A 19,248-nucleotide genomic window follows, 5' to 3' on the forward strand; every position below is an offset into this window, starting at 1 on the left:
AACACCCTCGCGGGCGCACCGGGCCCATCGGTACCGGGGCGCCTGACATACTCGGCACATGGACAGCTTCGTGGTGCACATCGACCGCAGGCGCTGGGCGGACATGCGGCGCAACAGCCGCATCGGCCTGATCGGGTCCATCCTGATCGGGATCGGAGGCGGCGCCTGGCTGATCTTCGCCTCGTTCCTCGGTGACAGCCACACCAGCGTCGTACCCGGCATCCTGCTGGTCGTGCTGGGCATCGGCGCCGGGCTGTCCTTCCGGTCCAAGCGCGAGACACCGATCCACGAGGACGGGCCACCGGTGCTCTTCACCCTGGACCGCACCGGCGTACACCTGGATCCCGGGGCCGGCACAGATCGGATCGACCGTGAGTGGGGCGACTTCGAGCTGAACTGGCTGCACAGGTCCGCCAGCTACCTGGAGCTGTCGTCCTCCGGCTCCCCTGCCATGCAGTGGCCGGTGGTCGTCACCGACGCGAACCGGGGCGACCTCGGCCAGGCCGTGGTCGAGCTGTCCGAGGGCCGGGCCAGCCTCGGCAACGGCACCCGGCCGCGTCACCGGCCTGCGGCCTGAGCCTCGCCACCCTGGCTCACCTGGGCCAGGTCATCTCCACGTGCTCGGCGATCCGGTCCTTGGTGTCGGCGTCCACGAACGCCGCCCGGACCCCGCGGTCGACGGTGGCACGGATGTCGCCGAGGGTCCATCCGAAGGTGTCCACCAGCAGGGCGTACTCACGGCTGAGCGTCGTACGACTGACCAGCCGGTTGTCGCAGGAGATGGTCACCTCGAACCCGAGCCGGTGCAGCGCGTCGACCGGGTGGTCGGCCATCCGCGCCGCAACACCGGTCTGCAGGTTGGACGAGGGGCACACCTCCAGCGGGATCGCGCGGTCACGGACCATCGTCGCGGTCTCCCCGAGCACCGGGACCGCCCCGGCCAGGTCGATGTCCTCGATGATCCGGACCCCGTGGCCGATCCGGTCGGCGTGGCAGACCTCGACGGCCTCGCGCACCGACTCAGGCCCGACGGCCTCACCGGCGTGGATGGTGTAGGGGATCCCCCGCTGCTCCAGGTACCGGAACGCCTCGAGCTGGCGGCTGGGCGGGAACCCGGCCTCGGCGCCGGCGATGTCGAAGCCGGCGACCAGGTCGTCCTCGTGCCTGGCGGCGAGCTCGGCGATCTCCAGGCCGCGGTCGGCATGCCGCATCGCGGTGACCAGCTGCCGCACGATGATCGGGTGGCCGTCGCGCCGCGAGGCAGCCATGCCGTCGGACAGTCCCCGGCCCACCGCCCGGACCGCCCGGTCCAGGGTCAGGCCGCGCTGCAGGTGCTGTTCGGGCGCCCAGCGCGCCTCGGCGTACACCACGCCGTCGTCGGCCTGGTCCAGGACGAACTCGTACGCCACTCGGTGCAGCGCCTCCTCGGTCTGCATCGCGGCCACGGTGTGGTCGAAGGTCTCCAGGTAGCGCTCCAGCGACCCGGAGTTGGCGGCGTCGAAGAACCAGTCGGCCAGTGCGGCGGGTGAGTCGGCCGGCAGCCGGTGGTCGACCGCGGCGGCGAGTTCCGACAGCGTACGTGGACGCAGACCGCCGTCGAGGTGGTCGTGCAGGGCGACCTTGGGCAGCGCGCGCAGGTGTGCGGGGTCGAGGGCGCGGGTCGCCGCGGTCGTCGTCATCGAAGGTCCTCAGGGTCGAAGGTGTCGGGCGACGGTGAGGCTACCGCCCGGTAGAGCGCGGCAGTGTCGCGCGGATCGGGGTTACGCGGGTCCCGGCCGATAGGGGCCTGACCCTGCTCGTGGCGGGCGTCAGTGCTGCCGGCCCCGGCGGCCGCGACCCGGTCAAGGTCGGAACGGCCGAAGGCGCGCGGCAGCAGGTCGGCCATCGGGATCGGTCCGTCACTGCTGTCGACCAGCATGTCTTCAGCGGCATGTTCCCAGAGCAGCTGCCGGCAGCGACCGCACGGCATCAAGGGCCCACCGGTCGCGTCCACGCAGGCCAGGGCCACCAGGCGGCCGCCGCCTCCGGCGACCAAGGCGGACACGAGGCCGCACTCGGCGCACAGTCCGATCCCGTAGGACGCGTTCTCGACGTTGCAGCCGGCCACGATCCGGCCGTCGTCGACGAGCGCGGCGGCCCCGACGGGAAACGTCGAGTAGGGCGCGTACGCCCGGGCACAGGCGGCCTGGGCGGCCCGGTGGAGACCGGCCCAGTCGACGGCGGTCATCTCTTCCCGCCGGAGGGGGCGGCGGCATGGTCGGCGACGCCGCGTTCGGCGGGCGTACGCGGCGCGGGCAGCGGGTCGTGGTAGTGGATCGGCGTGGCCGCCAGGCGGCTGAGCACCCGGACACCGACCTGGATGCACTCCTCGTCGACGTCGAACCCAGGCTGGTGGATGTCGGGCCAGTCCGCCTCGGCGACGCCGCGGGGACGGACGCCGAGCCGCGCCATGGCGCCCGGGACGGCCTGCAGGATCCAGGCGAAGTCCTCACCACCGAGGGACTGGGCGGTGCGGGCGACGGAGTCGGCGCCGAGCTGGCGCTCGGCGGCGTCGACGAGGCGGGCCACGCCCCGCGGGTCGTTGACGGTCGGCGGGATGCCCGGGTCGATGTCGATGTCCAGTTCCGCCCCGAACGGCGCGACGATCGAACTGATCAGGTCCGGGAGCACGGCGACCGCCTTCTTCCAGCCGGGCACGTCCAGCACCCTCAGGGTGCCGCCGACCTCGCCGGTGCGCGGGATCGCGTTCTCGACGCTGCCGGCCGCGATCCGGCCCCAGATGAGCGAGGCTCCGCTGCGCGGGTCGATCCGCCGCGACAGCAGGAACGGCGTCTGGGTGACGATCGAGCCCAGGGCTCCGATGATGTCGGCGGTCAGGTGCGGGCGCGAGGTGTGCCCGCCGGTCCCCCGAAGGTTGACGTTCACCTTCACCGCGGCGGAGGTGATCGCACCGCGTTTCACCGCGATCTGCCCGACGGTCGTACGGGGGTCGCAGTGCAGGGCGTACGCCTCGCGGACCCCTTCCAGCGCACCGGCCCGGATCACGTCGGGGGCACCGCTGGGCGTCGACTCCTCGGCCGGCTGGAAGACCAGCCGGACCGCGGTCTTCAGCAGGCCCCTGTTCCGCAGGTCCACCAGCACGTGGCCGACGCCGAGCACCACGGTCGTGTGCACGTCGTGGCCGCAGGCGTGGGTGACGCCGGCGTACTTGGAGGCGTACGAGACGTCCTTGGCATCGGTCAGCGGCAGGGCGTCCATGTCGCCACGCAGCGCCACCATCCCCCTGCTCGGGTCCCAGCCGTCGCCGATGATGTCACAGGTCAGTCCGGTGCCCACCGGCAGGACCTGGGGCTCCAGTCCCAGCGCGGCCAGCGAATCAGCCACCCGCTGGGTCGTACGCCGCTCGGCGTGGCCCAGTTCGGGGTGCGAGTGCAGGTCCCGGCGGAAGGCGATCATCCGCTCGCTGAGCGCCGCGGAGGCCGCGGCGATGGCGGGACCGGGATCGCCCTCGTGCGTGGTGGGTGCGGCTGTCATTGGGCCAGCCTAGCCCCGTGGATACGTGGCGGGCAGGGCCACTGGGCGGGTCGGGCGTACGAAAGCGGGCCGCCATCGCATGGATGACGACCCGCCTCGTGTGTCCGGTGGCCGCCGGACGGCCGGGATCAGGAGCCAGCGGCGTCGCTGGGGGTGTAGGTGCCCCAGACGTCGCGCAGGGAGTTGCAGACCTCGCCGATGGTGGCCTTGGCCTGCAGGGCCTCCTTCATCGGGTAGAGGAGGTTCTCGTCACCCTGTGCGGCGGCCTTGATCTTGGCCAGTGCCGCCTCGACTGCCGCGCTGTCGCGGTCGTCCCGCAGCTTCTTCAGGCGCTCGGCCTGCTGGGCGCCGATGGTCGGGTCGACGCGGAGCGGCTCGTACTTCTCCTCCGCCTCGATCGTGAACTTGTTCACGCCGACCTGGACGCGCTCGCCGGAGTCGATGCCCTGGGCGTACGCGTACGCCGAGTCCTCGATCTCGGCCTTCTGGAAGCCCTGCTCGATCGCCTTGACCGCGCCACCGATCTCGTCGATCTTGCCGATCAGCTTCCAGATCTCGGCCTCGAGGTCGTCGGTCAGCTTCTCCACCACGTACGAACCGGCCCACGGGTCGACGGTCCGGCAGATGTCGGACTCGTACGCGATCACCTGCTGGGTGCGCAGGGCGAGGCGGGCCGCCTTCGGCGTCGGCAGCGCGATCGCCTCGTCGAACGAGTTGGTGTGCAGCGACTGGGTACCACCGAAGACGGCACCGAGGGCCTGCACCGCGACACGGACCAGGTTGACCTCGGGCTGCTGGGCGGTGAGCTGCACGCCGGCGGTCTGGGTGTGGAAGCGCAGCATCTGCGACTTCGGCTTCTGGGCGCCGAAGCGCTCCTTCATGATCTTCGACCACACGCGACGGGCCGCACGGAACTTCGCGACCTCCTCGATCAGGGTGGTGCGGGCCACGAAGAAGAAGGACAGTCGCGGCGCGAAGTCGTCGACCTGCAGACCGGCCTTGAGTGCCGCCTCGACGTACGCGATGCCGTCGGCCAGGGTGAACGCGACCTCCTGGGCGGGCGTCGCGCCGGCCTCCGCCATGTGGTACCCGGAGATGGAGATGGTGTTCCACTTCGGGATGTTGTCGTGGCAGTAGGCGAAGATGTCGGAGATCAGCCGCAGCGAGGGCGACGGCGGGAAGATGTAGGTGCCGCGGGCGATGTACTCCTTGAGCACGTCGTTCTGGATCGTGCCGGTCAGCAGGTCGGCCGAGGTGCCCTGCTCCTCGGCGACGAGCTGGTAGAGCAGCAGCAGCACGGCGGCGGGGGCGTTGATCGTCATCGAGGTGGAGACCTTGCCCAGGTCGATGCCGTCGAACAGGATGCGCATGTCGTCGATCGAGTCGATCGCGACGCCGACCTTGCCCACCTCGCCGCGCGAGATCTGCGCGTCGGAGTCGTAGCCCATCTGCGTCGGCAGGTCGAAGGCCACCGAGAGGCCCATCGTGCCGGCCGCGATCAGCGACTTGTAGCGCTCGTTGGACTCCACGGCCGTACCGAAGCCGGCGTACTGGCGCATCGTCCAGGGCCGGGTCGTGTACATCTTCGGGTACACGCCACGCGTGTACGGGTACTCCCCCGGGCTACCCAACTGGCTGGCCGGATCCCATCCGTCCAGCGACTCAGCCGTGTACAGCGCCTCGAAGGGAGTCCCGGATTCGGTCTCACCAATTCCACTCATGCGGCTGAGCCTACCGTCGGGCGGTCCAGGTCGTGCGGCCGCTCCCCCCACTTCTCAACACCGTGCAACAGGGTCCTGACGGCCGGTGACCCAGGTCACCCGCTCTGCCGGACGAGGGCCTCCGCGGCGCTGATGATGGCGATGGTCTCCTCGCGCCACTGGGCCTCCTGGCTGCGGTGCGGGCCGGTCGCCAGGCTGATCGCCACCCCTGCCGCACGCAGCCGCAACTCGGTCGGGTCGACCCGGCGGTCGAACACCGGGGTCCAGGCCTCCAGCAGCCCCTGCAGGTGGGCCGCCTGGGCGGCGTCCATCCGCTGGATCGTCGACAGGTGGGCCAGCAGGCAGCCGAGGTCGTCCGCCCTCCGGCCGGGGCCGATCGCGTCGATGTCGAGGATGCCGCACACCCGGCCGCCGGACACGTGCACCTGGCCCTCGTGGAAGTCCCCATGGGTGGCCTCCTCCCCCGCCGGGAGGCCGGCCAGCCCCTGGCTGACCTGGTCGGCCAGCCACAGCAGCCGCGGCTCGAGCTCCGGCAGGGCGCGGGCCACCACGCCGACGTAGTAGTGCACCGACTCGGTCCACGGCAGTCGCCGCGGCAGCCGGGCGACCACGGGCGGGAACGCGTCCAGGACGGCGATCAGCTCCTCGGCGGAGCAGGGGAAGTCCTCCCGGAACAGCGCACTGGTGAGGGGACGACCAGGCAGCCCCTCGAGCACCACCACCGAGTCCTCGGTCAGGGCGAGCACCTCCGGGGCCGGGATCCCCGCCCCGCGCAGCAGCCGGTGCTGGCCGACCGTCTGGATCGCCTCCTCGGCCGTCTGCACCTTCAGGTAGAAGCGGCGCATCTCCTCCCCCACGTGCACGTCGGCACGCAGCACCGCGCGCTGGCGAGGACGGTAGCCGACGACGTCGAGGCGGATGTCGCCGGGCGAGACGTACGGCCGTTTCCCCGCCAGCGCACCGCCCTGCGGGATCCACAACCCGTGGTCGTTCACCAGTTCGGCGACGCCCTCGGCGTACGCGGCGCTGGCCAGTCCGGGCAGCTCGGGGTCGGCCGGGTAGATCCAGACGGTCACCTCGTGGCCCTCGGCATCGTGGTACACCCGCTCGCTGGCCCGGTCGCCGGCGTCCGCGCCACCCACCCGGGCGGTCACCCCGACGATCTCGGTCGCCTCGCCCCAGTCCCAGGCGACGTGGGCGCGGTACGTGGCGGTGGTGCCCCGTCCGGGCTGGTGGTCGACGTGGTCCATCCGCCAGCGCAGCAGGGTGCCGCCGGCCTCGTGGACCGCGGCGACCAGCACGTCGCCCACGGCACGGGAACTGAGCAGCAGCCCGCCGTCCTCGTCCATCGTCATGGCGTCGATCCTTCCCCATCGGGCTGGGCGGGACCCTGGGTGGGCTGGGTCGCGACGGGCTCGTCGCCCGCGGCGACCCGGGCCGCGCCCGCACCCTTCGGCTTGGTGGGGGCGAGCAGGAAGCGGGCGGCGCGGCGGCCGTCCATCTCCAGCACGCTCAGGGTGACCGGGCGGGTCTGGCTCGGGTCCTCGACGGGGTGGAGCACCGCGTCGTAGCTGTCTCCGACCTCGGGGATCGCCCCGATGCAGGACATGAACCAGCCGGCGAGGGTGTCGTACGGCCCCTCCGGCAGGCTCAGGCCCGTCTCGTCCTCGAAGTCCTCCAGTGAGGTGAGTCCGTCGATCTCCCTGGTGTCGGGCGAGATCGGCCCCTCCTTCTCGACGATGTCGTACTCGTCGGTGATGTCGCCGATGAGTTCCTCGACCAGGTCCTCCATCGTGACGATGCCCGCGGTTCCGCCGTACTCGTCCCGGACGATGGCCATGTGGCTGGACACCCGGCGCATCTCGGCCAGGGCATAGAGGACGTTGACGGTCTGCGGGAAGTTGGCGATCGGACGGACCAACTCCTCCACCGGGGTGGCGCGCTGCGACCAGCCGGGGTCGAACAGGTCCCGTACGTGGACGAAGCCCAGCACGTCGTCGGCGGAGGCGCCGGTGACCGGGTAGCGCGAGTGCGGGGCACCGCTGAGCTCCCGGACCGCCTTGTAGGTCGGGGTGTCGCCGGGCAGGAAGTCGACCTCCGTGCGGGGCACCATCACCTCGCGCAGGGACCGGTCGCCGGCGTCGAAGACGTCGTCGAGGATCCGGCGCTCCTCGGCGCCCAAGGTCGAGGAGTCCGAGACCATCGAGCGGATCTCCTCGTCGGTGACCTCCTCGCGGGAGGCGTCCGGGCGTCCGCCCAACAGCCGCATGACGGCGTTGGTGGAGACCTCGAGCAGCCAGATCACCGGCGTCAGGGCCCGGGCGATGCCGTCGACCGTGGGGCCCAGCGCCATCGCGAAGGTCTCCGCGCGCTGCATGGCGAGCCGCTTGGCGGTGAGCTCGCCCAGCACGATCGAGAGGTAGGAGATCAGGATGGTGATCACGACCAGGGCCGCGGTGTCCGCCATCCCGTCGGGCAGGCCCAGCCGCATCAGGAGCGGGGAGAGTCGCCCGGCGATCGTGGCACCACCGAAGGCGGAGGACAGGAAGCCGAACAGGGTGACGCCGATCTGCACCGCCGACAGGAACCGCTGCGGATCGGCTGCCAGCTGGCCGACCCGCTGGCCACGGCGTCCCCTGGTGCGCAGCCGCTTGATCTGGCTGTCCCGCAGCGAGATCAGTGCCATCTCCGCAGCGGCGAAGAACCCGCCGCAGATGGTGAAGAAGAGGACCAGCAGTATCTCGCGGGCGAGTGGGCTCACAGGAGACTGCCCCTGTCGTGAACGGCATGCACGCGCCCATCATAGGGATCAGGCCCCTCCGACGCGGTGGACGTTCTGCCTGCCGCTGCCGGACGCACCGCCGATCTGGCGGGGATTCTGTTTGAATCAGGGCGTGACGACTCTCCCGCGGTTCGGCCGCCGCACCATCGGACGCCGCGCGTTCGACTTCGACCGCCAGGCCGCGGTGATGGCCGTGGTCAACCGCACCCCGGACTCCTTCTGGGACCGCGGCCGTACGTACGAGCTGGACGCGGCCGTCTCCGCGGCGCTGTCGGCGGCGGACGCGGGGGCCGACTGGGTGGACATCGGCGGCATGCCGTTCAGCCCGGACACCCCCGAGGTCAGCGAGGCGGAGGAGGTCGACCGGGTGGTCCCGGTCGTCGAGCGGGTGGCCGCCGCCAGCGACGTGGTCATCTCCGTCGACACCACCCGGGTCGGCGTCGCCGAGCGGGCCCTGTCCGCGGGCGCCTCGGTGATCAACGACACCTCCGGGCTCGCCGATCCCGGCCTGGCCGAACTCGCCGCCGACACGGGTGCGACGCTGATCATCACGCACAGCCTCGCCGCGCCCCACGTGCACCATCCCCGACCTCGCTACGACGACGTCGTCACCGAAGTGGTCGCGTTCCTGGCCGATCGGCTCGAACGGGCCCGTGACCTCGGCGTACGCGACGAGCAGGTCATCCTGGACCCGGGCCACGACCTGAACAAGAACACCCGGCACACCCTGGAGCTGACCCGGCGGTTCGGCGAGGTGGTTGCCCTGGGCCTGCCGACGCTCGCCGCGGTGTCCAACAAGGACTTCATCGGCGAGGCCCTGGGCCACGACCGTGAGGAGCGCACGTTCGGTTCGGTGGTGGCCGCGACCTGGTGCATCCAGCAGGGGGCCCGGGTGATCCGGATGCACGATGCGCGGGCCGCGGTCGACACCGTACGGATGTGTGCCGCGATCGCCGGGACGCGCGAGCCGGCGTACGAGCGCCACAACCTCTGACGGCCGGGCCCGGGAGAAGCGCAGGGACCGCAGCCGACAGCGCGGACCGCTGCCGGTGACAGCAGCCCACGGCGACGGCGCGGACGACGAGGGCGGGTGACCGGGATCGCTCCCGGCCACCCGCCCCAGGTGGCGATCACTCCCGGGCCGCCGTGGCGGGCCCGGGGCGTGGGTCAGCTGCGACCCGGGCGGGTCGGCTGCAGCCCCTTCGCCCGACCCTGGCCGTTGGCCGGGGTCAGCGAGGCGATGGTGCCGTTCTGCTCGTCGAGCAGGACCTTCGGGGCCAGCGCATGCCCGAAGTTGAACATGCCGTCGATGGCGTTGGCCTTCGCGTCGAAGGAGCTGTCGCCGATCCGGCCGGTCTGCCAGTTGTCCTCGACGAAGCGCAGGATCGAGGTCTGGTCGGTCAGGGTGTGGTCGACGTAGTTCGTCTTCGCGTACGGGGAGACGACCAGCAGCGGCTGGCGCGGCCCGTACCCGCAGCGGTCCTGGTAGCCACCCATCACCGCGACGCCGTTGGCCGCGGCGTCCTTGCACCAGGCCGCGTCGTCGGCCGAGGTGGAGGCGTTGACGACCGGGGCCTTGGCGTGGTCGTACCAGCCGTCCGAGTCGTCGTACGCGATGACGACGGCGGTGTCCTTCCAGTTCTTCGACTGCTGGATCTCGTTGACCGTCTTCGCGATGAAGGTCTGCTCGTCCAGCGGATCGGAGTAGCCGGCGTGGCCGTCCTGGTACATCCCCGCCTTGAGGAAGCTCACGGCCGGCATGTCGTCGGTGTTGACCACGGCGTTGAAGTCGGTCAGGTCGTACTGGTGGTTGGCCTGGCCGTTGTGGCCGATCTCCGCCGGGCTGGCCGGGGGGAGGTGGTGCGGGTTGGACGTCGACCGGTAGTACTGGAACGGCTCGTGGTGCGGCGAGTAGTCGGTCACCGTGTTGCCGGCGACGTTGGTGTGCGAGTCCAGGCAGGCGGCCGGTGAGCTGGAGGTGGCGGGGCTGGTGGGCCGGAAGCCGCCCTGGAACCAGCCCCAGCTCACGCCCTTGTCGTTCAGCAGGTCGCCGATGTTCTTGCCGTCCATCGACGCCAGGGTGTGCCCGGTGGCGTGCGAGTTGTTCGAGCAGTCGTCGTAGACCGGGTCGGGGTCCCCGGTCACGGTGCCGACACCGTTGGCGTTCGGGACGCGCACGGTGTAGTCGCTGGCGGTCGGCTTGACCTCGGTGGCGCCGTCGGTGGACCACTCGTGCACCCCGTGGGTCTGGCCGGAGACGAGGTTCAGTGCACCGGGCGTGGAGGGGCCGAAGGTGGTGCTGTACGAGTTGTCGCTCATCGCGTACTGCTGGGCGTAGTTCCACAGCCCGGTGACGGCGTTGCCGTCGTAGTAGCCCATCACGAGGCCATTGCGGCCGTACGCGTGGGGGGTGGAGCTGCAGTTGTCGCGCGTGGTGTTCTCGACGAACTTGTCCATCGCGCCGCCGTTGTAAGCCTTCTGCTCGGCCAGGTAGTTGTGGTCCTGGTCGCAGGTGACTGCCTGGGACGGGGACAGCCGGAAGGGCTGGACGGAGTTCGGGTTGTTCGGCGCCAGCATGCCGGCGGACTGGAGCGTGTCGATGTGCTTCGAGGTGCCGGGACGGGCCTGGAAGGAGGGTGCCGCCGTGCCGGAGCCCTGCAGGGTCTCACCCGCGGTGTTGGCGGCGTTCGGGTAGGTGGCGAAGTAGTGGTCGAAGGAGACGTTCTCCTGGAAGATCACCACCACGTGCTTGATCGGGGTGGTGGTGGCGCCGCCCCCTGCGGTTGCCGGGGAACCGGTGGTGGCAAAGGCCTGGGCACCGCCGAACGCGGTGGCCGCCAGGCAGATCGCCCCCGCACCGGCCAGCATGCGCTGCCGTCGAGTGGACATGGGTTGCTCCTCGTGTCACGCGGCCGGAATGTCCGGCCGGGCGCGAAGTTACGCTCCGCGCCCTCCCCGGCGGCAGTCCCCGGAGGGATGATTGGGCAGGAGTTCATGCCTCGTTCCCCGAACGTTGCCGCAACCCACAGGGTCCGGAGAATCTCTCAGTCCATCCTCTGGCAATCTTCACCTACGTTTCAGGGTCGACGATTTCTTCGTACGCCCCGACGGGTCGTACGGATCCCCTCGTCCCCGACCGCGCCTGCACCCGGACCGGTCGGCTAGCCTGTCCGGGTGACCGATCGGATGCATGTGCCAGCCCTCGACGAGATCGCCGACCAGTGGGTGATCACCCTGAGCTGCAAGGATCGCCCCGGCATCGTGTACAAGATCAGCGGCGCCGTCGTGGCCGCCGAGGGCAACATCACCGAGTTGCAGCAGTTCTCCAGCCTGGACACCGGCAACTTCTTCCTCCGACTCCAGTTCGCCACGGCGCTGCCGCAGGACGCCATCCTGAGCCAGATCGCGCCGGTCGCCCGCGAGCTCGACGCCACCTGGCAGATCGACGTGGTGGGGCGCCCGGTCCAGACCCTGGTGCTCGCCTCCAAGGCCGGGCACTGCCTGCAGGACCTGCTCTACCGCCGCCACAGTGGGCACCTGGCGATCCAGGTACCGCTGGTGCTGTCGAACCACGAGAACCTGCGCGAGCTGTCCGAGTTCTACGGCGTGCCGTTCGAGTCGCACTACGTGGTCGCCGAGAACAAGACCGACTTCGAGCACCGGGTGATGCAGGTCGTCGAGGAGCAGGGCATCGAACTGGTCGTCCTCGCCCGCTACATGCAGATCCTCTCCCCCGAGCTGTGCGACTTCCTCAAGGGCCGGGCGATCAACATCCACCACTCCTTCCTGCCGGGCTTCAAGGGCGCCAATCCCTACCGCCAGGCGCATGCCCGTGGCGTGAAACTGATCGGCGCGACCGCCCACTTCGTGACGGCCGACCTCGACGAGGGCCCGATCATCGAGCAGAACGTGGTCCGGGTGAACCACTCCGCCTCCCCCCACCAGCTGATGGCGATCGGCCAGGACGAGGAGTCGCGAACCCTCTCGGAGGCCGTCCGGCTGTTCTCCGAGCATCGCGTCCTGCTCGACGGGGTCCGTACGATCGTCTTCCAGTAGCGCCTCGGGGTCGCAGCCGCACCCTGTTGCAGGCCTGCCGGGTGAGGGGCCCCTGGGTCGTCGGGCCCGGTCCCCCCAGTGCTAGCGTCGGTCGTGCGGACCACCCGGATCCGCACGAACTCCGACGAGGGAGAAGACAGTGTCCCAAGCCCCAGTGAAGGTGGCCGTCACCGGCGGTGCCGGTCACATTGCCTACAGCTTGCTCTTCCGCATCATCCAGGGCCAGCTTGTCGGCCCGGACACCCCGGTCGAGCTGCGCCTGCTGGAGATCGCCCCCGCGATGAAGGCGCTCGAGGGCGTGGCGATGGAGATCGACGACTGTGCCTCCCCGCTGGTGAGCAACATCGTGATGAGCGACGACCCGAACGTCGCCTTCGACGGAGCGAACATCTGCCTCCTCGTCGGCGCCCGTCCCCGCGGCAAGGGAATGAACCGCTCCGACCTGCTCGCCGCCAACGGCGCTATCTTCGCCCCCCAGGGGCAGGCGATCAACGACCACGCCGCCGATGACGTCCGCATCCTGGTGACCGGCAACCCGGCCAACACCAACACGCTGATCGCCCGCACCCACGCCCCGGACGTCCCGGCCACCCGCTTCACCTCGCTGATGCGCCTGGACCACAACCGGGCCCTGTCGCAGCTGGCGAAGAAGACCGGTGCGGCCGTCACCGACATCCGCAAGCTCGCGGTCTGGGGCAACCACTCGGACACCCAGTACCCCGACATCACCCACGCGACGATCGCCGGCCGTCCCGCCGTCGAGGTCGTCAACGACACGAACTGGATGGAGAACGAGTTCATCCCGACCGTCGCCAAGCGTGGCGGGGCGATCATCGACGCCCGCGGCGCCTCCTCCGCCACCTCGGCGGCGAACGCAACGGCCGACCACATGCACGACCTGCTGGTCGGCTCCCCCGCCGGCGACTGGGTCACCATGGGCGTGACGTCCGACGGTTCGTACGGCATCCCCGAGGGCCTGATCTGCGGTATGCCGTGCACCACGAGCAACGGCGAGTACGAGATCGTCCAGGGCCTGGAGTTCAGCGCCTTCGGCAAGGCCAAGCTGGCCGCGACGATCGCGGAGCTCGAGAACGAGCGCCAGGCGGTCCACGAGCTCGGGCTGGTCTGACCCCCGATCCGGCACACGAGGGGGCGGGTACCGATCGATGATCCGTACCCGCCCCCTCGGCGTTCCTACTGGGTATTCCGGTTGTGGCGCAGCTCGCCTTTCGTGCCCGTCGCGGGTGGAACCGCTCGGTCAGAGCCTCGAGATGACCATGACGATGATCCCGACCCCGACGACCAGCATCCCCGTCACGTCGATCGGCCGGTTCCGTACCCGGAGCAGGCCGGCCTGGGAACTTGGAACGATGGCCCGGATCACCGCGCCGACGATCATGCCCCCACCCACGATGCAGGCACCGACCTGCCAGTGACCGAGGCCGATCACGACGACGCCGGCGGCCATGATGGCCACCACCACTGCCAACCAGCGCAGCCGGAGCCCAGGATCGGCGCGGAGGCGCTCCGGCCCGGACCACGGCACCCCGGCCGGCGGAATCGTGCCGAGGGCAGGCGGATCGGGGACCACCCGGACCTCGTCGGGACCGAGGGTGCCCAGGAGCTCGGCCCGGGAAGCGGCCCGGAGCTCGGCCCGGGAGTCGCGGTCCGGAAGGTCCTGGCGGTTCGCTCGACGTCCGATCCTCACTTCGCGAGCTTCTCCGCACGCTCGACGACGTTCATCAGCAGCATGGCACGGGTCATCAGGCCGACGCCGCCGGGGGTCGGGGCGACCTTCGAGGCGACCTCCCAGACCGAGCGGTCGAAGTCACCGACCAGGCCCTCGTCCGTACGGGTCATGCCGACGTCGACCAGTACCGCGCTGGGCTTGATCATGTCCGCGGTGATCAGGCCAGCGGTGCCGGCAGCGCCGACGACGATGTCGGCCCGGCGGGTGTGCTCGGCCAGGTCACGGGTGCCGGTGTGGCAGAGGGTGACCGTGGAGTTCTCGGTGCGACGGGTCAGCAGCAGCCCCAGCGGACGGCCGACGGTGGTGCCACGGCCGACGATGCAGACCTCGGCGCCCTTGAGCTCGACATCGTTGCGGCGCAGCAGGTCGACGATCCCTCGCGGGGTGCACGGCAGCGGAGCCTCGACGCCGAGCACCAGGCGACCGAGGTTGGTCGGGTGCAGGCCGTCGGCGTCCTTGTCGGGGTCGATCTGTTCCAGCGCCCAGTTGTCGTCCAGGTGGGCAGGCAACGGCAGCTGCACGATGTAGCCGGTGCAGGCCGGATCGGCATTGAGGCGGGCGATCTCCTCGGAGAGTTGCTCGGCAGTGGTGTCCGCGGGCAGGTCGACGCGGATGGAGGCGATGCCGACCTCGGCACAGTCGCGGTGCTTGCCGCGGACGTACGCCTGGCTGCCCGGGTCGTCACCGACCAGGATGGTGCCGAGGCCGGGGGTGATGCCCTTCTCGACGAGGGCGGCCACACGGACCTTGAGGTCGTCCTTGATCGCCGTCGCGGCGATCTTGCCGTCCATCTTGGTTGCGGTCATCGCACTACTCCTCAGCCCCGTGGTCGAGAGGGGACGTACGGCCGAGGCCGATCCGTACGACACACGGCCACAGCCTAGTGGGAATGGACCCCCGCCATCGCACCGGACCGCGACCGCGGGCGCCGGCGCCGGCACCGGCACCGGCGTGGCTCCCGCCGGGGAGGCTCGGCCACGATCAGGGGCTCCTCCGCCCGCCAACCGGCCGGGTGTGCGACAGGCTCACTGCAGCTACCCGGGTTCGCTGCAGCCGGCCGACCTCACTGCCCGTGCAAGAGCAGTGAACATGCGGAGCTGCAGCGAACACCCCCCACCGGCAGCGAACACCGGCAGCGCACACCCCCGGCGGCGAACGGAGCGATCACCAGCAGAGCACTCGGCGGAGCCGTCACCGCGAGAGCGGTCCGCGGGCATCACACGGGCCGACGTTCCCCGGGATCACCGACCGTGTTCCGTCGGCCCCTCTGCCGGGGATCGGCGCACATGGGAATCGTCGGCACCTGTGCGCGCAGGAGACCCGTCCCCGGCTACCGATGCCGGGTCCCACCACCCTCGCACCCCACCACCCTCGCACCCACCAAGCGCGGGACCAGCACGGCCGGGCCCACCAGTGGTGGACCCGGCCGTCCCGGACGTACGCGCCTGCGCGCAAGCAGGTTGCTCAGTGGAAGAAGTGGCGCGTCCCCGTCACGTACATCGTCACGCCCGCCGCCTTGGCGGCCTCGATGGTCTCGTCGTCACGGATCGAGCCGCCGGGCTGGACGATCGCGGCGACCTTGGCGTCGATCAGGATCTGCGGGCCGTCGCTGAACGGGAAGAACGCATCGGAGGCGGCGACCGCACCCACGGCACGCTCACCCGCACGCTCCACCGCCAGCTTGCAGGAGTCGACCCGGTTGACCTGGCCCATGCCGACGCCGACGGAGGCGCCGTCCTTGGCGAGCAGGATCGCGTTGGACTTGACCGCGCGGCAGGCCTTCCAGGCGAAGAGCAGATCGCGCAACATCGCCTCGTCGGCGGGCTCGCCCGCCACCAGTTGCCAGTTGGCCGGGTCGTCGCCGGCGGCCTGGAAGGTGTCGGGCTCCATCAGCAGGGCGCCGCCCGAGATCGGCCGCAGGTCGCGGTCGCGGTGCGTGTACGCCGGGGCGGTCAGCAGCCTGACGTTCTTCTTGGCGGACAGGATCTCCAGCGCACCGTCCTCGTACCCGGGGGCGATGACCACCTCGGTGAAGATGTCCTTGACCGTCTCGGCCATGGCCACCGACACGGGACGGTTGGTGGCGATAACGCCGCCGAACGCGGAGAGCGGATCGCAGGCGTGCGCCTTGGCATGGGCGTCGGCGATGTCGGAGCCGACGGCGATCCCGCACGGGTTGGCGTGCTTCATGATCGCCACGGCTGGCTCGTCGAAGTCGTACGCGGCGCGGTAAGCGGCGTCACCGTCGGTGTAGTTGTTGTAGGACATCTCCTTGCCGTGGAGCTGCTCGGCCTGGGTCAGGCCCTTGGGACCGGACTCGTCGGCGTACAGGGCGGCCGCCTGGTGGGAGTTCTCGCCGTACCGCAGGGTGCCACGCTTGGTCCAGGACGCCCCGACCCAGGCCGGGAAGCCGTCACCGGCGGAGGAGTCGGTCAGCTCGGTGCCCATCCAGGAGGCCACCGCGATGTCGTACTCCGCGGTGTGGACGAACGCCTGTGCGGCCAGCTGCTGGCGCTCGGCAAGGCTGAAGCCGCCCTCGGCGAGCGCGCGCTGCAGGTCGCCGTACTGGGCCGGGTCGGTGATGATGGCCACGCTCGGGTGGTTCTTGGCCGCGGCGCGGACCATCGAGGGCCCGCCGATGTCGATCTGCTCGACGCACTCGTCCTGGGTGGCGCCCGAGGCCACGGTCTCGCGGAAGGGATAGAGGTTCGACACGACCAGGTCGAACGGCTTGACGCCCAGCTCGTCGAGCTGCGTACGGTGCGACTCGAGACGGCGGTCGGCCAGGATGCCCGCGTGGATCATCGGGTGCAGCGTCTTGACCCTGCCGTCGAGGCACTCGGGGAAGCCGGTGACGTCCTCGACCGGGATGACCGGTACGCCGGCGTCGGCCAGCTTCCTGGCGGTGGACCCGGTCGAGACGACCTCGACGCCGGCGTCGGCCAGCGCGCGGCCGAGATCCTCGAGACCGGTCTTGTCATAGACGGAGACCAGCGCCCGCTTGATCGGGAGTCGTTCTGGTGCAGCTGACATGGATCCTTCTTCCGTGAGGGTCGGCGGGTGGGGATGGTCGGGAGGTCAGTGGGCCGCCGCGGCGCGATCGGCGAGGTCTGCGACGGTCTCGATCAGGAGGCGGCGCTCCTGGACCTTGATCCGCTCGTGCAGGGACTCCTCGGTGTCGTCCGGCAGGACCGGTACCGCGGCCTGGGCGATCACCGCGCCGGTGTCGACCCCGTCGTCGACGTAGAAGACGCTGGCACCCGTGACCTTCACGCCGTAGGCCAATGCGTCCCGTACGCCGTGGGTGCCGGGGAAGGACGGGAGCAGTGCCGGGTGGGTGTTGATCATCCGGCCGGCGAAGCGCTCGAGGAACGCCGGTCCGACGAGCTTCATGAAGCCGGCGCTGACGACCAGGTCCGGGTCGTACGCGGCGACCTCCTCGGTGAGCCGGCGGTCCCAGGCCGCCCGGTCGTCCCCCTTGTGGAACGGGACGACGAAGGTGGGCACACCGGCCGCGCGGCCACGTTCCAGCCCGTACGCGCTGTCGCGGTCGGCACCCACGGCCACGATCCGTACGTCGTGCGCGGCGGCCCAGTCCGGGTCGTCACACGAATCGAGCAGGGACTGCAGCAGCGTGCCCGAACCGGACACCAGGACGACCACCGAGTAAGCCACGCCAGCAGCCTACTCAGCCCCGACCCGGCGCGCCCGTGCTGCCGCGGCACGGACGCCGTCTGTCAGCGGCCAGTCGATGTGTCGTCGGGTCCGGCCGGCTCGTCCACGGGGTTCAGGTCGTCCACGGGGTTCGGATCGTCATTGGCCAGGACCGGGCCGCTGACCTCCGGCGCGTCCTCCGTCACCGTGGCGGGCCTGGGCCCCTCGCCGGCGTGAGGAGCCGCCGAGGCCTGGACGGCCGGGGATTCGGAGATTCCTGAGGATGGTGGGTCGCCGAGGGTGGCGGCGGAGTCGGCCGAGGCAGCCGCCGCGGCCGCCCGACGTCGGCGAAGGGCGGTCACCGAGCGCACGATGCCGTACGCCAGGCCGGTCGCCAGGCCGCCGCCGGTGGTCAGGACCGTACCGAGGACGAGAAGTTCGAGCGGCCGGGGACCCAGGCCGGCGAGCCGCGCGACACCCAGGTCGCCGCGGGACAACAGCCCGACCAGCGTGGCGAGCAGGCCCAGGCCGACCCCGACCAGGCCGCCGAAGAGCATCCCGGTGTCCGGCCTGGTCCACCTCGAGCGGCGCAGGTAGACCCATGCCGCCAGGCCGCCGGCAAGGACCCCGCCGGCCAACCAGGCCAGGTCCAGCGTCGTTCCCGGACCGGGCGCGGGCAGCGCCGCGCTGATCGGCCAGCCCGGGAGCAGGCCGAGGTGGGTGTCCGAGGGCGAGACCAGCGACCCGTCGCCGAGCCCGAAGCCCGCCCCCAGGGTGTAGCTCATCGCCCAGAGCACGAAGGTGGGGACGTACGCGGCCTGCGCCAGGACCACGCCGAGCCCGCCCAGGGCGCCGCCGCCGATCCCCTGGGTGAGCAGCACGAGTTCGCCCCGGTGCACGACCAGCCCGGTGACCAGGGCTGCGGCGCCGACGACGAGCAGCGCCAGGAGCCCGACCGCCAGCGCCCGGGCGGCCTCGACGACCGGCGCCGGCCACCACAGGCGGTTCCGCAGGCGGACACGGGACCGGGACCACCAGGATGCGAGGACGGTGAGCACCACTGCCCCGCCGAGGGCCTTGCCCGCCTGGGCCGGTCCCCCGGCCAGCAGGCCGGTGACTGCCACGACCACCGCGTAGGTAAGGCCCATCAGTGCGCCGCGCAGCAGTCTGGTCCCCTGTGGGCTGTCCTCGGGCTCGCCGAGCCTGCGCAGCACGGCGATGCCGACCTGGGCCAGCAGCAGGCCTAGGACGACCGACAGGCCGAACGGCACCAGGGTCCACCGCGTTGCGCCGACCACCAGGCCGCCGCCATGGCCGGCCAGCCACAGTTGGGTGGACACCTTCAGCACCCCGCCGTACGAACCGACCGGGGCGGTCAGCCAGGCCAGTGTCGACAGGGCCGCGAGCAGCACCCAGCCGACGATGGCTGCCGCCCCGCCGGCCACGACCGCCGCGCCCCACCGGGGCCCCTCCGGAGGTACGTACGGATCCTCCGCGGACGGGATCGGAGGACGCAGGCCGGTGACCCCTTCGACCACTGCTTCCTGTTCGCCTTCGGTCGAGCGGGCACGGGCATCGCGACGCGACCGGTGGTGACCGGTCGGCCCCCCGAGGTCGGGACGGGTGCGGGGCGGGCTGTTGCGGTTCTGGCTCATATCCCCTCCATGCTCGCCCGCACCGCTCGGGCGGGTCGCTTCGACACGCCCCAGAGGGTAGTGTCAATATGACCATTGGCCATCCGGGATGATGGA

15 protein-coding genes and 1 pseudogene are annotated in these 19,248 nt (G+C 71.0%); 4 read left to right on the forward strand and 12 right to left on the reverse strand.

Features of this window, described 5'->3' with window-relative positions; genetic code table 11:
- Positions 1-58 precede the first annotated feature (58 nt).
- Positions 59-577 (forward strand): hypothetical protein, encoded by a 519-nt coding sequence (locus GA0111570_RS11115; protein ID WP_092610817.1) that lies wholly within the window; start codon positions 59-61, stop codon positions 575-577.
- Between the two features lie 16 nt (positions 578-593).
- Here the strand turns inward: GA0111570_RS11115 and GA0111570_RS11120 are convergent, their stop codons facing one another.
- The 6 genes and pseudogenes from GA0111570_RS11120 to GA0111570_RS11145 form a co-directional block, all read right to left on the reverse strand.
- Complete coding sequence (locus GA0111570_RS11120) at positions 594-1,679, reverse strand: adenosine deaminase (RefSeq protein WP_092610820.1); 1,086 nt, start codon at positions 1,677-1,679, stop codon at positions 594-596.
- 152 nt (positions 1,680-1,831) lie between these two features.
- Positions 1,832-2,227 (reverse strand): annotated as a pseudogene (locus GA0111570_RS11125) (cytidine deaminase); the annotation flags it as partial.
- Positions 2,224-3,534: an amidohydrolase gene (locus GA0111570_RS11130; protein WP_092610826.1), complete on the reverse strand. Its 1,311-nt coding sequence runs from the start codon at positions 3,532-3,534 to the stop codon at positions 2,224-2,226. The gene GA0111570_RS11130 and the pseudogene GA0111570_RS11125, both read right to left, overlap by 4 nt.
- Before the next feature lie 128 nt (positions 3,535-3,662).
- On the reverse strand, positions 3,663-5,255 hold the full coding sequence (locus tag GA0111570_RS11135) for an acyl-CoA mutase large subunit family protein (RefSeq protein WP_092610828.1): 1,593 nt from the start codon (positions 5,253-5,255) through the stop codon (positions 3,663-3,665).
- Between the two features lie 95 nt (positions 5,256-5,350).
- A complete protein-coding gene (locus GA0111570_RS11140; RefSeq protein WP_092610831.1) occupies positions 5,351-6,610 on the reverse strand; it encodes an aminoglycoside phosphotransferase family protein in 1,260 nt (419 codons plus the stop codon).
- Positions 6,607-8,016, reverse strand: coding sequence for a hemolysin family protein (locus GA0111570_RS11145; protein WP_281245203.1), 1,410 nt, complete (start codon positions 8,014-8,016; stop codon positions 6,607-6,609). Before GA0111570_RS11145 ends, GA0111570_RS11140 begins: the two co-directional genes overlap by 4 nt.
- A gap of 133 nt (positions 8,017-8,149) precedes the next feature.
- Between GA0111570_RS11145 and folP the strand changes: the two genes are divergently transcribed.
- Positions 8,150-9,031 carry a dihydropteroate synthase gene (gene folP / locus GA0111570_RS11150; protein WP_245703143.1) on the forward strand — a complete coding sequence of 294 codons (882 nt, stop codon included), beginning with the start codon at positions 8,150-8,152 and terminating at the stop codon, positions 9,029-9,031.
- 173 nt (positions 9,032-9,204) lie between these two features.
- Here folP and GA0111570_RS11155 read toward each other — a convergent pair whose 3' ends face one another.
- The gene (locus tag GA0111570_RS11155; RefSeq protein ID WP_217634118.1) at positions 9,205-10,926 is read right to left on the reverse strand and encodes a phospholipase C; all 1,722 of its coding nucleotides are present in this window, start codon (positions 10,924-10,926) and stop codon (positions 9,205-9,207) included.
- Positions 10,927-11,223: 297 nt separating this feature from the next.
- Between GA0111570_RS11155 and purU the strand changes: the two genes are divergently transcribed.
- Positions 11,224-12,093 carry a formyltetrahydrofolate deformylase gene (gene purU / locus GA0111570_RS11160; RefSeq protein ID WP_092611006.1) on the forward strand — a complete coding sequence of 290 codons (870 nt, stop codon included), beginning with the start codon at positions 11,224-11,226 and terminating at the stop codon, positions 12,091-12,093.
- Between the two features lie 139 nt (positions 12,094-12,232).
- Entirely contained in the window at positions 12,233-13,222 is a 990-nt protein-coding gene (locus tag GA0111570_RS11165) for a malate dehydrogenase (protein ID WP_092610837.1), read from the forward strand.
- 129 nt (positions 13,223-13,351) lie between these two features.
- Here the strand turns inward: GA0111570_RS11165 and GA0111570_RS11170 are convergent, their stop codons facing one another.
- The 5 genes from GA0111570_RS11170 to GA0111570_RS11190 form a co-directional block, all read right to left on the reverse strand.
- On the reverse strand, positions 13,352-13,801 hold the full coding sequence (locus tag GA0111570_RS11170) for a DUF3017 domain-containing protein (protein WP_092610840.1): 450 nt from the start codon (positions 13,799-13,801) through the stop codon (positions 13,352-13,354).
- Complete coding sequence (locus GA0111570_RS11175; RefSeq protein WP_092610843.1) at positions 13,798-14,649, reverse strand: bifunctional methylenetetrahydrofolate dehydrogenase/methenyltetrahydrofolate cyclohydrolase; 852 nt, start codon at positions 14,647-14,649, stop codon at positions 13,798-13,800. Before GA0111570_RS11175 ends, GA0111570_RS11170 begins: the two co-directional genes overlap by 4 nt.
- 658 nt (positions 14,650-15,307) lie before the next feature.
- Positions 15,308-16,876, reverse strand: a complete 1,569-nt coding sequence (gene purH, locus GA0111570_RS11180) for a bifunctional phosphoribosylaminoimidazolecarboxamide formyltransferase/IMP cyclohydrolase (RefSeq protein ID WP_092610846.1) — start codon at positions 16,874-16,876, stop codon at positions 15,308-15,310.
- A gap of 45 nt (positions 16,877-16,921) precedes the next feature.
- On the reverse strand, positions 16,922-17,518 hold the full coding sequence (gene purN, locus GA0111570_RS11185; protein WP_092610849.1) for a phosphoribosylglycinamide formyltransferase: 597 nt from the start codon (positions 17,516-17,518) through the stop codon (positions 16,922-16,924).
- A gap of 62 nt (positions 17,519-17,580) precedes the next feature.
- Entirely contained in the window at positions 17,581-19,152 is a 1,572-nt protein-coding gene (locus tag GA0111570_RS11190; protein ID WP_092610852.1) for a cell division protein PerM, read from the reverse strand.
- Positions 19,153-19,248: the final 96 nt, after the last annotated feature.

The sequence above is a fragment of the Raineyella antarctica genome (genome assembly GCF_900092135.1).
In the GTDB taxonomy this organism is placed as follows: domain Bacteria; phylum Actinomycetota; class Actinomycetes; order Propionibacteriales; family Propionibacteriaceae; genus Raineyella; species Raineyella antarctica.

What these genes read in the sequence shown, in the direction of transcription:
- GA0111570_RS11135 (WP_092610828.1), bottom strand. Translation starts at nt 5,255, where the DNA reads ATGAGTGGAATTGGTGAGACCGAATCCGGGACTCCCTTCGAGGCGCTG.
- GA0111570_RS11120 (WP_092610820.1), bottom strand. Translation starts at nt 1,679, where the DNA reads ATGACGACGACCGCGGCGACCCGCGCCCTCGACCCCGCACACCTGCGC.
- GA0111570_RS11130 (WP_092610826.1), bottom strand. Translation starts at nt 3,534, where the DNA reads ATGACAGCCGCACCCACCACGCACGAGGGCGATCCCGGTCCCGCCATC.
- purU (WP_092611006.1), top strand. Translation starts at nt 11,224, where the DNA reads ATGCATGTGCCAGCCCTCGACGAGATCGCCGACCAGTGGGTGATCACC.
- GA0111570_RS11190 (WP_092610852.1), bottom strand. Translation starts at nt 19,152, where the DNA reads ATGAGCCAGAACCGCAACAGCCCGCCCCGCACCCGTCCCGACCTCGGG.
- GA0111570_RS11140 (WP_092610831.1), bottom strand. Translation starts at nt 6,610, where the DNA reads ATGACGATGGACGAGGACGGCGGGCTGCTGCTCAGTTCCCGTGCCGTG.
- purH (WP_092610846.1), bottom strand. Translation starts at nt 16,876, where the DNA reads ATGTCAGCTGCACCAGAACGACTCCCGATCAAGCGGGCGCTGGTCTCC.
- GA0111570_RS11115 (WP_092610817.1), top strand. Translation starts at nt 59, where the DNA reads ATGGACAGCTTCGTGGTGCACATCGACCGCAGGCGCTGGGCGGACATG.
- GA0111570_RS11155 (WP_217634118.1), bottom strand. Translation starts at nt 10,926, where the DNA reads ATGTCCACTCGACGGCAGCGCATGCTGGCCGGTGCGGGGGCGATCTGC.
- GA0111570_RS11175 (WP_092610843.1), bottom strand. Translation starts at nt 14,649, where the DNA reads ATGACCGCAACCAAGATGGACGGCAAGATCGCCGCGACGGCGATCAAG.